At 70.8% G+C, this 12,908-nt stretch carries 14 protein-coding genes and 1 pseudogene; 6 read left to right on the top strand and 9 right to left on the bottom strand.

Annotation, left to right across the window (positions count from 1 at the left end):
* The first annotated feature begins 16 nt into the window (after window positions 1–16).
* Genes ACZ7L4_RS23485 through ACZ7L4_RS23475 form a run of 3 tightly spaced genes read left to right on the top strand, consistent with a single transcriptional unit; the run spans window position 17 to window position 3,037 of the window.
* Window positions 17–1,300, top strand: a complete 1,284-nt coding sequence (locus ACZ7L4_RS23485) for a magnesium transporter MgtE N-terminal domain-containing protein (RefSeq protein WP_472105217.1) — start codon at window positions 17–19, stop codon at window positions 1,298–1,300.
* A complete protein-coding gene (locus ACZ7L4_RS23480) occupies window positions 1,290–1,859 on the top strand; it encodes a DUF1003 domain-containing protein (protein WP_472105215.1) in 570 nt (189 codons plus the stop codon). Before ACZ7L4_RS23485 ends, ACZ7L4_RS23480 begins: the two co-directional genes overlap by 11 nt.
* 44 nt (window positions 1,860–1,903) lie before the next feature.
* Window positions 1,904–3,037 carry an Mrp/NBP35 family ATP-binding protein gene (locus ACZ7L4_RS23475; protein ID WP_472105213.1) on the top strand — a complete coding sequence of 378 codons (1,134 nt, stop codon included), beginning with the start codon at window positions 1,904–1,906 and terminating at the stop codon, window positions 3,035–3,037.
* Between the two features lie 60 nt (window positions 3,038–3,097).
* Here ACZ7L4_RS23475 and ACZ7L4_RS23470 read toward each other — a convergent pair whose 3' ends face one another.
* From ACZ7L4_RS23470 to sigE, 5 genes and pseudogenes are all read right to left on the bottom strand, one after another.
* Window positions 3,098–3,769: a hypothetical protein gene (locus tag ACZ7L4_RS23470; protein ID WP_472105211.1), complete on the bottom strand. Its 672-nt coding sequence runs from the start codon at window positions 3,767–3,769 to the stop codon at window positions 3,098–3,100.
* A 164-nt stretch (window positions 3,770–3,933) separates the two neighbouring features.
* Window positions 3,934–4,413, bottom strand: a complete 480-nt coding sequence (locus tag ACZ7L4_RS23465) for a sec-independent translocase (RefSeq protein WP_472105209.1) — start codon at window positions 4,411–4,413, stop codon at window positions 3,934–3,936.
* Window positions 4,414–4,624: 211 nt separating this feature from the next.
* A pseudogene (locus ACZ7L4_RS23460) lies at window positions 4,625–5,719 on the bottom strand (S1C family serine protease); the annotation flags it as partial.
* A gap of 269 nt (window positions 5,720–5,988) precedes the next feature.
* Window positions 5,989–6,993 carry an anti-sigma factor family protein gene (locus ACZ7L4_RS23455; protein WP_472105207.1) on the bottom strand — a complete coding sequence of 335 codons (1,005 nt, stop codon included), beginning with the start codon at window positions 6,991–6,993 and terminating at the stop codon, window positions 5,989–5,991.
* Complete coding sequence (gene sigE / locus ACZ7L4_RS23450) at window positions 6,990–7,703, bottom strand: RNA polymerase sigma factor SigE (RefSeq protein WP_385763693.1); 714 nt, start codon at window positions 7,701–7,703, stop codon at window positions 6,990–6,992. Before sigE ends, ACZ7L4_RS23455 begins: the two co-directional genes overlap by 4 nt.
* 228 nt (window positions 7,704–7,931) lie before the next feature.
* On the opposite strand from sigE, the gene ACZ7L4_RS23445 reads away from it, so the two are divergent.
* Complete coding sequence (locus ACZ7L4_RS23445) at window positions 7,932–8,630, top strand: O-methyltransferase (RefSeq protein WP_450811130.1); 699 nt, start codon at window positions 7,932–7,934, stop codon at window positions 8,628–8,630.
* Window positions 8,631–8,760: 130 nt separating this feature from the next.
* Here ACZ7L4_RS23445 and ACZ7L4_RS23440 read toward each other — a convergent pair whose 3' ends face one another.
* Window positions 8,761–8,928, bottom strand: a complete 168-nt coding sequence (locus ACZ7L4_RS23440) for a DUF3117 domain-containing protein (protein ID WP_266713770.1) — start codon at window positions 8,926–8,928, stop codon at window positions 8,761–8,763.
* A gap of 320 nt (window positions 8,929–9,248) precedes the next feature.
* Here ACZ7L4_RS23440 and chcB point away from each other — a divergent pair, with 320 nt between their 5' ends.
* A complete protein-coding gene (gene chcB, locus ACZ7L4_RS23435) occupies window positions 9,249–10,052 on the top strand; it encodes a 2-cyclohexenylcarbonyl CoA isomerase (protein ID WP_450811044.1) in 804 nt (267 codons plus the stop codon).
* 17 nt (window positions 10,053–10,069) lie between these two features.
* Here the strand turns inward: chcB and ACZ7L4_RS23430 are convergent, their stop codons facing one another.
* Complete coding sequence (locus tag ACZ7L4_RS23430; RefSeq protein WP_472105205.1) at window positions 10,070–10,669, bottom strand: DNA-3-methyladenine glycosylase I; 600 nt, start codon at window positions 10,667–10,669, stop codon at window positions 10,070–10,072.
* Complete coding sequence (locus ACZ7L4_RS23425) at window positions 10,666–11,067, bottom strand: DivIVA domain-containing protein (protein ID WP_472105203.1); 402 nt, start codon at window positions 11,065–11,067, stop codon at window positions 10,666–10,668. The genes ACZ7L4_RS23430 and ACZ7L4_RS23425 overlap by 4 nt, the downstream gene beginning before the upstream one ends.
* A gap of 140 nt (window positions 11,068–11,207) precedes the next feature.
* On the opposite strand from ACZ7L4_RS23425, the gene folP reads away from it, so the two are divergent.
* Window positions 11,208–12,068, top strand: coding sequence for a dihydropteroate synthase (gene folP / locus ACZ7L4_RS23420; protein ID WP_385763684.1), 861 nt, complete (start codon window positions 11,208–11,210; stop codon window positions 12,066–12,068).
* A gap of 18 nt (window positions 12,069–12,086) precedes the next feature.
* Here folP and ACZ7L4_RS23415 read toward each other — a convergent pair whose 3' ends face one another.
* Window positions 12,087–12,836: an LOG family protein gene (locus ACZ7L4_RS23415; RefSeq protein ID WP_422409512.1), complete on the bottom strand. Its 750-nt coding sequence runs from the start codon at window positions 12,834–12,836 to the stop codon at window positions 12,087–12,089.
* Window positions 12,837–12,908 lie beyond the last annotated feature (72 nt).

Raw genomic sequence — 12,908 nt, 5'->3', positions numbered from 1 at the left:
GGAGGCGCGCGAGGACATGGCTGGAGGCGCTCCCCGGATCTTCGTGTCGCACCTCTCCGGCATCGCCGTCTTCGACCCGAACGGTGACCAGGTGGGCCGCGTGCGCGACCTGGTGGCGATGTTGCGCGCGAGCCGCAGGCCGCCGCGGCTGCTCGGGCTCGTCGTCGAGCTGTCGACCCGGCGCCGCATCTTCCTGCCGATGACCCGCGTCACCGGAATCGAGTCCGGCCAGGTGATCACGACGGGCGTGCTGAACGTCCGGCGTTTCGAGCAGCGGCCCACCGAGCGGCTCGTCCTCGGCGAGATGCTCGACCGGCGCGTACGGCTCGTGGAGACCGGCGAGGAGGTCACCGTCCTCGACGTCGCCATCCAGCAGCTGCCCGCGCGCCGCGACTGGGAGGTCGACCGGGTCTTCGTACGGAAGGACACCCCGAAGCGCGGCGCGTTCCGGCGCGCCAAGGGCGAGGCGATCACCGTCGACTGGTCGGGCGTCGACGGCTTCAACGTGGAGGAGCACGGGCAGGGCGCGGAGAGCCTGCTCGCCACGTTCGAACAGCTGCGCCCCGCCGACCTCGCCAATGTGCTGCACCACCTCTCCCCCAAGCGCCGCGCGGAGGTCGCCGCGGCGCTCAGCAACGAACGCCTGGCCGACGTGCTTGAGGAGCTCCCCGAGGACGACCAGATCGAGGTGCTCGGCAAGCTGAAGGAGGAGCGCGCCGCCGACGTCCTGGAGGAGATGGACCCGGACGACGCCGCCGACCTCCTCGGCGAGCTGCCCGAGGACGACAAGGAGCGCCTCCTCGATCTGATGAAGCCCAGCGAGGCGGCGGACGTGCGGCGCCTGATGGCGTACGAGGACCGGACCGCGGGCGGACTGATGACGACCGAGCCGATCGTCCTGCGCCCCGACGCGACGGTCGCGGAGGCCCTCGCCCGCATCCGCAATCCCGATCTGTCCCCCGCGCTCGCCGCGCAGGTGTACGTGTGCCGGCCGCCGGACGAGACACCGACCGGCAAGTACCTCGGCACGATCCACTTCCAGCGGCTGCTGCGGGACCCCCCGTACACGATGGTCAGCTCGATCCTCGACGAGGATCTGCAGGCCCTGACCCCGGAGGCCGGGCTGCCGGAGATCGCCGGGTTCTTCGCGACGTACGACATGGTGGCCGCGCCCGTCGTCGACGACAGCGGCTCGCTGCTCGGCGCCGTGACCGTGGACGACGTGCTCGACCACATGCTTCCCGACGACTGGCGCGAACAGGAATTCCATCTTTCCGGGGAGGTGAACCATGCCGACTGAGGAGCGCGAGCGGGACGCCCCGCGCAGGCCGCGCATCCGGCTCGACCAGCCGCGCGCGCCCCGCCGCAAGCTGATCCCCGACTACGACCCGGAGGCCTTCGGCAGGCTGTCCGAGCGGATCGCACGCTTCCTGGGGACGGGCCGGTTCATCGTCTGGATGACGGTGCTCATCATCGTGTGGGTGGTGTGGAACATCGTCGCGCCGCCCGATCTGCGCTTCGACGAGTACCCGTTCATCTTCCTGACGCTGATGCTGTCGCTGCAGGCCTCGTACGCCGCCCCGCTGATCCTGCTCGCGCAGAACCGGCAGGACGACCGCGACCGGGTCAATCTCGAACAGGACCGCAAACAGAACGAGCGGTCCATCGCCGACACCGAGTATCTGAGCCGTGAGATGGCGGCCCTGCGGATCGGGCTCGGCGAGGTCGCGACGCGCGACTGGATCCGCTCCGAGCTGCAGGACCTCGTCAAGGAGTTGGAGGAACAGCGGCACTCCGCCGCGGGGTCCGGGGCATTCCCCGCGGAGCGCGAGCGGGGACGTGACGTAGACGACCGCTGACAGGGCTTTCCGGGTGCGGGTTACCCCGCCGTAGACTCGGGTGCATGGCTACGGAAGACGCGGTGCGCGAGGCACTCGCGACAGTGAACGACCCCGAGATCAACCGGCCCATCACCGAGTTGGGGATGGTCAAATCGGTGGACATCGGTGCGGACGGAGTCGTCGCGGTCACCGTGTACCTGACCGTCTCCGGCTGCCCGATGCGCTCGACGATCGAGAACAACGTGCGCGAGGCCGTCGCCCGCGTCGACGGCGTGACCGATGTGCAGGTCACCCTCGACGTGATGAGCGACGAGCAGCGCAAGGAGCTGGCGAACGCGCTGCGCGGCGGCACCGCCGAGCGCGAGGTCCCGTTCGCCAAGCCCGGCTCGCTGACCCGCGTGTACGCGGTGGCCTCCGGCAAGGGCGGCGTCGGCAAGTCCTCGGTGACCGTGAACCTGGCGGCGGCGCTCGCCGCGGACGGCCTGAAGGTCGGCGTCGTCGACGCGGACATCTACGGGCACAGCGTCCCGCGCATGCTGGGCGCCGACGGCAAGCCCACGCAGGTCGAGGACATGATCATGCCGCCGTCGGCGAACGGCGTGAAGGTCATCTCGATCGGCATGTTCACGCCGGGCAACGCGCCGGTCGTGTGGCGCGGCCCGATGCTGCACCGCGCGCTCCAGCAGTTCCTCGCGGACGTGTTCTGGGGCGACCTGGACGTGCTCCTGCTCGACCTGCCGCCCGGCACCGGTGACATCGCGATCTCCATCGCCCAGCTGGTCCCGAACGCGGAGATCCTGGTCGTCACCACGCCGCAGCAGGCCGCCGCCGAGGTCGCCGAGCGGGCCGGCTCGATCGCCGTGCAGACCCACCAGAAGATCGTCGGCGTCGTCGAGAACATGTCCGGGCTGCCCTGCCCGCACTGCGGCGAGATGGTCGACGTGTTCGGCACGGGCGGCGGCAAGCTGGTCGCCGAGGGCCTGACCCGGACCACGGGCGCGGAGGTGCCGGTGCTCGGCTCCATCCCCATCGACGTACGCCTGCGCGAGGGCGGCGACGAGGGCAAGCCGGTCGTGCTCACCGACCCGGAGTCCCCCGCGGGCTCGGCGCTGCGCGGCATCGCGGACAAGCTCAGCGGGCGCCAGCGCGGCCTGTCGGGGATGTCCCTGGGGATCACCCCGCGCAACAAGTTCTGAGTCCTGACGGACCGTGAGAGAACGGCGGGCCGCCCTTTCCGGGCGGCCCGCCGTTCTTCGTCACGCTTCCGGATCCGGCTCCAGCGCCGCGATGTCCTTCACGACGGAGAACCCGAGCCCGTACGCGCTCATGCCGCGCCCGTACGCGCCCAGGTGCACCCCGGCCTGCGTGGAGCCGGCGAGCACCCAGCCGTACTCGGACTCCCGGTAGTGGAACGGGGTGGGCACCCCGTCCACCGGCAGCGTCAGCGTCGCCCAGTCCTCCGACGCGAGGTCGTCGGCGAGCACCCACGCCGTCTCGGTCTGCTGCTCCAGCCAGTCGTCGCGCAGCGTGTGATCCATCTGCACCGGCCAGGTGTACGAGAGCAGTCCGACGCCGGCGAGCCAGGCCGCCGAGGAGACGGACGTGGCCTCCAGGACGCCGGTGCCGTCGGCGGTGCGCCGTACCGGATTGGCGGCGACGGTCACCACGACCGCGAACCGCTCGGTGTCTTCCGTGAGCTCACTGCGTACGGACGGCTCGTCGCCGTGCCCGATCGAACCGTGCTCGACGGACCCGTCCGCCGTGGTGCCGACCTGCATCAGCCAGCGCGGTCCCGTGAAGGCCTCGTCGAGGCCGTACCACGGGAAGGGCGCCAGCAGGTAGCCGTCGACCGTACGCCGGGCCGTGAGAGCCTCGCCGGCCCCCTCGGTGGCCGGCGCCTGCGCGCCTACCCGACTCGTCGTCTCCATGTACCCGGCCGCCTCCTCGCTCAGTTACGGACCGGCGCGGCCCGCCCCCCTCGGGCGTCCTCACGTCCGCTCCGCGCAACAACAAGGCAGGATGCCACACCGGGTCCGCGGGGCCCGGTTTCGTCAGGCGTGGTTCAGCCGTGTTCGAGGTGGTTCGGGGTGGTTCAGGTCGCGTCCGCGTCGAAGGGCGGCGGCTCGACGGCGGCCGGCTTCGCGGACTTCTCGGGACGCTTCTGCATGTCGACCGCCTCGGGCCGCTTCTGCATGTCCACGCGGCCACCGCCGCCGGACGGGGTCGACGAGCCGGAGTCCTCCAGCTCGCCCACGGTGTGCACCGCGTCGGAGACGTCGGCCATCTCCTTCTTCAGGTCGAAGCCGTTGCGAATCTCCTTGAGACCCAGCTCGTCGCTGTCCAGCTGCTTGCGGATGAACGTCTTGGGGTTCAGGTCCTCGAACTCGAAGTCCTTGAACTCAGGGCCGAGTTCGTCCCGAATGTCCTGCTTCGCACTGTCCGAGAACTCCCGGATCTTCCGGATGGTGCGTGAAACGTCCTGAATGACCTTCGGGAGCTTGTCGGGGCCGAACACGAGAACGGCCAGCACGACGATCGTCACGACCTCCAGCGGGCCAATATCGTTGAACACCTTGCACTCCTAGCGTGTCCTCGGCCCGCGATCGGTCATCAGCAGCAGGTCTTCGGCAGGGTCCGGCAGCGGACCCGGTCCACGGTACCCGGCCCACCTGTCCATTCGGTAGCCACCGGGGAACCTCCAGGATCGCGCATCCCGCGCCACGACCGGTCAAGGGACGGTCAGCCGCCGGTCAGAGGACGGTCAGGGATCGGCCGGAACCCGATCAGCCGCCGTCGGCGGAACCGAGGACGAGCGACACCTTCCGTTCCTTTCCGCCCCGTTCGACCGTGAGGACCAGTTTGTCCTGGGGGCGGTGGGTGCGGATCTTGACGATCAGCTCCTCGCCGGAGTGCACGGGGACGCCGTCGACCTCGGTGATCACATCGCCCTGCTGGATGCCCGCCCTGGCGCCCGGGCCGCCCGGACTGACGGCCGAGCCGCCGCTGTTGCCCTTCGTGCCGACGCGGGCGCCGTCGCCCGAGAAGTCCATGTCGAGGGTGACCCCGATCACCGGATGCGTCGCCCGGCCGGCGTTGATCAGCTCCTCCGCCACGCGTTTCGCCTGGTTGACCGGGATCGCGAAGCCGAGGCCGATCGAGCCCGACTGCCCCTCGGGCAGCTCCGAACCGCCGGTGTCGGCCGAGCGGATCGCGCTGTTGATGCCGATGACGCGGGCCTTCGAGTCGACCAGCGGTCCGCCGGAATTGCCGGGGTTGATGGGCGCGTCGGTCTGCAGCGCGTCCACGTAGCTGACGTCGCTCCCGTCGCCCTTCTCGCCGCCCGCCGTGATGGGGCGCCCCTTGGCGCTGATGATGCCGGAGGTGACCGTGTTCGCCAGGTCGAAGGGGGCTCCGACGGCGACGACGGGGTCGCCCACCTGCACGTTCTCGGAGTTGCCGAGGGGCAGCGGCTTCAGTCCGCGCACCCCGGACACCTTGATCACGGCGAGGTCGTAACCGCTGTCGTGCCCGACCTGCTCGGCGCGGGCGCTCTCACCACTGGAGAACGTGACCGATATCTCACCGTCGGAGTCGGCGGACGACACGACGTGATTGTTCGTGAGGATGTGCCCCTGGCCGTCGAGTACGAAGCCCGTGCCGGTGCCCTCCTCCGAGGAACCCGCGGTGTGGATGGTGACGACGCCGGGCAGCGTGCGCGCCGCGATCCCGGCCACGCTGTCGGGATCCCGGTGCTTGGACTCGGCGTCTGCCTGCGGCAGTTGAATGTGCGCCCCGACCCCGGTCCGCTCCAGATACGACCCGATCCCCCCACCGATACCTCCGGCGACCAGGGCGATGACGACACCCCCGAGCACGAGCTTGCGCCGCTTCGGTGTTTCAAGCCCCGCCGGCGTTTGAGGCGCGGGGTCCGGGGCGGAGCCCCGTGGCGTGGGAACGGTCGACCGCTCGGCCACCTCACCCCTGGCGGAGCCCTCCGTGGGAATCCCCTCGTCCATGTCCCGCCGCTCTCCCCAAACCTGGCCCACGGCACCGCACCGCCGACTCCCACGCGCGCGCCCCGGATCCGCACCCGCCGCACCGCCTCACCTGGATTCAACCAGGTTCGACGGCGCGGGCGCAGAGTGTGTCAGCGCAGGGACGAAGGACGGGACGACGCGGTCGGCGACGAGGCCGAGGCCGCGGAGAGACCGGGCCCGGCCTCCTCGAAGGAGGCGCCGTCGGCCGAGGCCGAGCCCGAGGGCCGGGCGGAGGGCTGCGACGCGACCGAGACCGCGACAGCGGGAGCGGCGGGGCGTATGAGAGGCGACATACGGGCCGCACCGGCCAGCAGCGGCGTCGCGAACGGGTAGCCCGCGCTCTCCGCGTGCCCACCGCCGGGCAGCAGCGGCGCGCCCGCCTCCGTCGGCGAGACGGGTGCCGCGAGGGCGCCCCCGCGCTGGCCGAGCGGCGAGGAGTACGACCTGCGGCGCTGGTTGTCCGAGGCCGAGGCGGCACCGGCCTGCTGGCTGCGCAGCGGCGTGACATTGCTGCCGGAGCCGCCCCCGCGCACATCGCTGCTGTCGGCCGGGGCGGCGGTCGTGACCCCGCCGAGCGCGATCGCGGCGAGCGACACCGCTCCGGCGGCGGCGAACGCGAAGCGTCGGGACCGCGAGCCCCGGTCGCTCTCGTGCCGGTCGGGACGGGCCACTTCGTGGATGCGGAAGCCGTGCCGGTCACTGGGGAGGACCGCGGCGTGCGCCGCGGACGGCGCGTAGCCGAACGGCTCCGGGTCTACGTCGAAGACTCCCTGGCCGAAGCCGCGGATGCCGCCGAGGGGCCGGCCGCTGCCGAATCCGCCTCCCCCGAACGGTGGTGTGCCACCGTCGGAGTCACCTCCCGCGGGCAGCCCCTGGAGGCGGGCGAGAAAGCTCTCGGAGGGCGGCGGCGGGGCCGCCTGCGCGAAGACGCTCTTGAGACGGCGCTGGGCGTCGGCCTCGGCCTTGCACCGGGCACACGTCGCCAGGTGCGCGAGGACGCGCTCGCGGGCGTCGTGGTCCAACTCGCCGTCGACCAGGGCGGCCAGCCTGTCCCCCAGGTGTTCGTCGGCCGCGGTCTGTTGGCGTTCGGCAGGATTGAGACGTGATCCACTCACGCGGTCGCGCCCCCTCCTCCGAGGACGGGGAAGGCGCCCGTCCCACAGGCCTCCGCGAGCGTGCGGCGCTCCTTGCGGGCCTCGGGCGAGCGGTGCTGCAGCGCCTTGCGCAGCTGCGAGCGGCCGCGGTGGATACGGCTGCGGACCGTGCCCAGCTTCACGCCGAGGGTCGCGGCGATCTCCTCGTAGGAGAGCCCCTCGATGTCGCACAGGACGACGGCGGCGCGGAACTCGGGCGCGAGGGTGTCGAGCGCCTGCTGCACGTCGGCGTCGAAGTGCGCGTCGTTGAAGACCTGCTGCGGCGAGGGTTCTCTGCTGGGCAGCCGCTCGGCGGCGTCGTCGCCCAGCGCGTCGAAGCGGATGCGCTGCTTGCGACGGACCATGTCCAGGAACAGGTTCGTGGTGATGCGGTGCAGCCAGCCCTCGAAGGTGCCGGGCGTGTACGTCGAGAGCGAACGGAAGACACGGACGAAGACCTCCTGCGTGAGGTCCTCCGCATCGTGCTGGTTTCCGGTCAGGCGGTACGCGAGGCGGTAGACGCGGCCACTGTGCGTGCTGACGATCTCCTCCCACGAAGGGGGAGTCCACGCCTGTGATTCCGCATCGGCGGCAAAGGTCGCGGTCTGCGCGGAGTCAGTGGTGCGGATTCGGTCAGCGGTGTTGGTCACGGATTTCGGCTCACCCGCCGACCTGAGAAGACGCCGAAGCACTCCTCCCCGATCCACAGGCGCAGCCGCACCTCCCCTGTCGGCTCTGGTGGTGTCCAGTGGAGCACCTACCATAACCACTCCGTCCGTTAGCTCCGGATAAGCGTTTTTACTCAGATTTGCCGGTCGGCTCTCGACCGCCGCCCGCACGGCTGTCGTCATCGCGCTCTCCCCCGCAGTTCCCCGTGTCCAGCCTGCTCTTTTCCCCTGCCTGTTCAAACGCGCGGTCCCATCTGCGAGTTCCCGCCACCAACGGATAAAGTCACGCGCAGGCATCCACGGGGACGGGAGAGGGCCATTACCGGCAACCGGCAGACGAGTTGGGCGTTCGCCGACGCCTTTGTCGCCGAGGACGACGCGATTCGCTGGGCCCGGGACCGGGCCCGCGAGGCAGGGCTGTACCCGGTGTCCCCCGGCGCGGGCGCGACGCTCGGGATGCTCGCTGCCACGGTAGGGGCGAAGGCCGTCGCCGAGATCGGTACGGGCACGGGCGTGTCCGGGGTCCATCTGCTGCACGGGATGCGGCCCGACGGCGTCCTCACCACGGTCGATCCCGAACCGGAGCGGCAGCAGTTCGCGCGCCAGGCGTTCCGCGCGGCCGGCTTCGCCAGCAACCGGGCCCGGTTCATCCCCGGCCGCGCCCTGGAGGTGCTGCCGCGCCTCGCCGACAGCGGGTACGACCTGGTCTTCTGCGACGGTGACCCGCTGGAGTGCCTCGACTACCTCGCTGAATCGTTGCGCCTGCTGAGGCCCGGTGGCCTGGTCGTCTTCCAGGGGGTCCTTGCCGAGGGGCGGACCGTCGACGCGGGGCCGCAGCCGGTGGAAGTGGTGCGCCAGCGCGAGCTGCTGCGGGCCGTGCGCGAGAGTGCCGAGCTGGTGGCGTCGGTGCTGCCGGTCGGCGACGGGCTGCTCTGCGCCGTCAAGCGCTGAGACCTGCACATACGACTGCCCCGGCACCAAATGTGTGCCGGGGCAGTCGAAAAGGTATGGTCGCTCGCGCGTCAGCCGACGACCGGCCCCGCCCCGTCTCCGCGGGGAAGGGTCGCGGGTGCAGAAGGTGTCAGCCCACTACCTTCTTCAGTTCGTCACCGAGGGCGCTTGCCTCGTCCGGCGTCAGCTCGACCACGAGCCGACCGCCGCCTTCGAGCGGAACGCGCATGACGATGCCCCGCCCCTCCTTGGTCACCTCGAGCGGGCCGTCACCCGTCCGCGGCTTCATGGCCGCCATGCTCGTTCCCCTTCCTGAAACCAGCTCATCGTCAGCCGACGGCCCTATGGATGGGCACACGTCACCGGCATCGAACACATTGCTTCCAGGCCATTATCCCGCATCGCGGGACCCGATGACCAACATCGGTCGGCATCGCTTGCGCAACGCACTTGACCAAAACCACTCAATTCGGGGATCCGACTGCGATACTGCGCCATCTTCGGACCCAAGCCGACGCGAATTCGTTAGACGCAGGTCACATGCCGAGAGCGTTCCATGTGTCGTGATCTACGTCATGCTGAGCACGGACGACTGAGCGACCGCATAGGAGGAGTCCCATGGCCGACACCGTGCTCTACGAGGTGAGCGACGGGCTCGCGACGATCACGCTGAACCGCCCCGAGGCGATGAACGCGATGAACACCGAGTCCAAGGTCGCCCTCCGCGACGCGGTGCAGGCGGCCGCCGCCGACGAGACGGTCCGGGCGGTACTTCTGACCGCGGCCGGCGACCGGGCGTTTTGCGTGGGCCAGGACCTCAAGGAACACGTCGGCTCGCTGCTCGCGGACAAGGAGTCCGGCGAGGGCCGCACCATGAACACGGTGCGTGAGCACTACAACCCGATCGTGCGAGCCCTGACCCAGATGCCGAAGCCCGTGGTGGCGGCGGTGAACGGCGTGGCGGCCGGCGCCGGATTCGGTTTCGCGCTCTGCGCCGACTACCGGATCGTGGCGGACAGCGCGTCCTTCAACACCTCGTTCGCGGGCGTGGCGCTGACCGCCGACTCCGGGGTCTCCTGGACGCTGCCGCGCCTGATCGGCCCCGGTCGCGCGGCCGACCTGCTGCTCTTCCCGCGCTCCCTGAAGGCGCAGGAGGCGTACGAGCTGGGGATCGCCAACCGGCTCGTACCGGCGGCCGAACTCGCCGAAGAGGCGCGGAAGTTGGCGCGCACGCTGGCCGAGGGGCCGACCGTCGCCTACGCCGCGCTGAAGGAGTCCCTCGCCTTCGCCGGCGACCACTCCCTCGACGAGGCGCTCGACAAGGAGGACGAGCTGCAGACGCGGGCCGGTGCCTCCGAGGACCACACCATCGCGGTGCAGGCCTTCATCGCGAAGGAGCGCCCGAAGTACCTCGGGCGCTGAGCCGGTTCACACCGGACTCACACCTTCGTACGCCCGCGGGAGACGCAGTCCGCCAGATGGTCGTCGACCAGACCGCAGGCCTGCATCAGCGCGTAGGCCGTCGTCGGGCCGACGAAGCGCAGGCCGCGCTTCTTCAGCTCCTTGGACAGGGCCGTCGACTCATCGGTGATCGCCGCCACGTCGCCCAGCACCTTCGGGGCCGGGCGCGTCGCGGCGTCCGGCGCGAAGGACCAGATCAGCTTGTCCAGCTCGCCGGGCGCCCAGTCCACGAGCGCCCGCGCGTTCGCCAGCGTCGCGTCGATCTTGGCCCGGTTGCGGATGATGCCGGTGTCGGCGAGCAGGCGCTCGCGGTCGGCGTCCGTGAAGGCCGCCACGTCCGCGATCTTGAAGCCGGAGAACGCGGCGCGGAAGCCCTCGCGGCGTCTGAGGATCGTGATCCACGACAGGCCCGACTGGAACGCCTCCAGGCAGAGGCGCTCGAACAGCGCGTCGTCGCCGTGGACCGGGCGGCCCCACTCCTCGTCGTGGTACGCGACGTAGTCCTCGGTGGACAGGCCCCAGGGGCAGCGCGGCTTTCCGTCGGGGCCGGGGACGGCGCCCCCTGTCGGCTCGCTCACCGGAATCCCTCCCCCGCACCGAATCCGAATCCGTACTCGTCAGGTGGCGCGTAACCCGTGTCCGGGCCGGGCTCGGGCGGTCGCGGGGCGGCCCGGCCGTGGGCCGAGGTGAGGGCGGCCTCCAGCTCCGTGATCCGCGCGTCCCGCTCGGCCAGCTCGGCCCCCAGGCGGTTCAGCGCGTCGTCCACCTCCGCCATCCGGTAGCCCCGCACCGCCGTGGGCAGCCGGAGCTCCTCCAGGTCGGCGGCGGCCAGCGGGCGGTCGGGCGGCAGCGGGTCCGCGTAGAACTGGGACGGCTCGTCGCGCAGCGTGCCGCTGTCGCCGCCGCCGATGACCGCGAACGTCACCGCCGCGATCACCACGACCAGCGCGGCGACCAGAAACAAGAACATGACCATGTCTGCCGTCCCCTGCGTTCGACCGGGCCGTGCGGCCCTCAACCGTCAGGCTTCGATCGTGCCATGCCGCACTGACAGTTAAGGTCGCAGACGACGTTCAACCGGGAACGAGTAGAGAACCAGAAGGAGAGTCACAGGGGATGCTCAGGCTGGGCCAGCACGAATTCGGTGCGCACGAGCCGGTGATCATGGCGATCGTGAACCGGACCCCGGACTCCTTCTACGACCAGGGCGCCACCTTCCGCGACGAGCCCGCGCTCGCCCGCGTCGAGCAGGCGGTGTCCGAGGGCGCCATGATCGTGGACATCGGCGGGGTGAAGGCCGGGCCCGGCGAGGAGGTCACCGCCGAGGAGGAGGCGCGGCGGACCGTCGGCTTCGTCGCCGAGGTGCGGCGCCGCTTCCCCGACGTGATCATCAGCGTCGACACCTGGCGGCACGAGGTCGGGGACGCCGTCTGCGAGGTGGGCGCGGATCTCCTGAACGACGCGTGGGGCGGTGTCGACCCGAAGCTCGCGGAGGTCGCGGCGCGCCACAAGGTGGGCCTCGTCTGCACGCACGCGGGCGGCGCCGAGCCCCGCACGCGCCCGCACCGGGTGACGTACGAGGACGTGATGGCGGACATCCTCGACGTGACGGTGTCGTACGCCGAGCGGGCCGTCGCCCTCGGGGTGCCGCGCGAGTCCGTGCTCATCGACCCCGGCCACGACTTCGGGAAGAACACGCGGCACTCCCTGGAGGCGACGCGGCGCCTTCCGGAGATGGTCGACACGGGCTGGCCGGTGCTCGTCTCCCTGTCCAACAAGGACTTCGTCGGCGAGACCCTCGACAAGCCGGTCAAGGAGCGGGTCATCGGGACGCTCGCGACCACGGCGGTGTCGGCGTGGCTCGGGGCGCAGGTCTACCGGGTGCACGAGGTCGCGGAGACGCGGCAGGTCCTCGACATGGTGGCCTCCATCGCGGGCCACCGGCCCCCGGCGGTCGCCCGCCGGGGACTCGCGTAGCGGACTTCTTCCAGGGGCCTACTTACCGGTCTCCTTGGTGACCAGCGTGATCGCCTCCTCCACGTCGTCCGTGACGTGGAACAGCAGCAGGTCGGCCTCCGAGGCCTTGCCCTGGGCGATCACCGTGTTCTTCAGCCAGTCGACCAGGCCGCTCCAGTACTGCGAACCGAACAGGACGATCGGGAAGCGCGTCACCTTCGTGGTCTGCACGAGGGTGAGCGCCTCGAAGAGCTCGTCCAGGGTGCCGAGGCCGCCGGGCAGCACCACGAAGCCCTGGGCGTACTTCACGAACATCGTCTTCCGTACGAAGAAGTAGCGGAAGTTCAGGCCCAGGTCCACGTACGGGTTGAGGCCCTGCTCGAAGGGCAGCTCGATGCCGAGGCCGACCGAGGTGCCCTTGGCCTCCACGGCGCCCTGGTTGGCCGCCTGCATGGCGCCGGGGCCGCCGCCGGTGATCACCGCGAAGCCGGCCTCCACCAGGGCCTTGCCGATGGCGACACCCGCCTCGTACTCCGGTGAGTCCACCGGGGTGCGCGCGGATCCGAACACGCTGATCGCGGGCGGCAGTTCGGCGAGCGTGCCGAAGCCCTCGATGAACTCCGACTGGATGCGCAGGACCCGCCACGGGTCGGTGTGCACCCACCCCGAAGGGCCTTCCGTGTCGAGCAGACGCTGGTCGCTCGTCCCTGGCTGCATCTGGTCACGGCGCCGGACCACCGGCCCTGTCCGCTGCTCCTTGGGACGTCGCTTGCCCTCCGGGTTGCTCATCGTCTGCTCCCTTCCTGCGCAGGTATCACGCACTTACGTAGAGCAAGGGTAGGTCTACGCGGGTTACATACG

It is taken from the genome of Streptomyces sp. NPDC107575 (assembly GCF_055657265.1).
The sequence above is the reverse complement of the archived record's forward strand: the minus strand, read 5'-3'. Positions and strand labels throughout refer to the sequence as shown.